Genomic DNA, 289 nt, shown 5'->3' on the forward strand with positions numbered 1-289 from the left:
GCCATCTTCCGGGGGATGCAGGAATTGAAGTCGCCTTTGCCGGCCGTTCCAACGCCGGTAAATCCAGCGCGCTGAATACGCTGACCAACCAAAAGAGCCTGGCGCGCACCAGTAAGACGCCGGGGCGCACCCAGCTGATTAACCTGTTCGAAGTGGAAGACGGCATTCGTCTGGTCGACCTGCCGGGTTATGGCTACGCCGAAGTGCCGGAAGAAATGAAGCGCAAATGGCAACGCGCGCTGGGCGAATACCTGCAGATGCGCAACAGCCTGAAAGGGCTGGTGGTGCT

General features: G+C 59.9%; 1 protein-coding gene. It reads left to right on the plus strand.

Going from position 1 to position 289, the window contains the following annotated elements:
* The coding region (gene yihA / locus J0A67_RS23660) for a ribosome biogenesis GTP-binding protein YihA/YsxC (RefSeq protein WP_206571693.1) at positions 1-289 on the plus strand (289 nt) is incomplete at both ends.

Source organism: Algoriphagus aestuariicola, from assembly GCF_017254835.1.
Taxonomy (GTDB): domain Bacteria; phylum Bacteroidota; class Bacteroidia; order Cytophagales; family Cyclobacteriaceae; genus Algoriphagus; species Algoriphagus aestuariicola.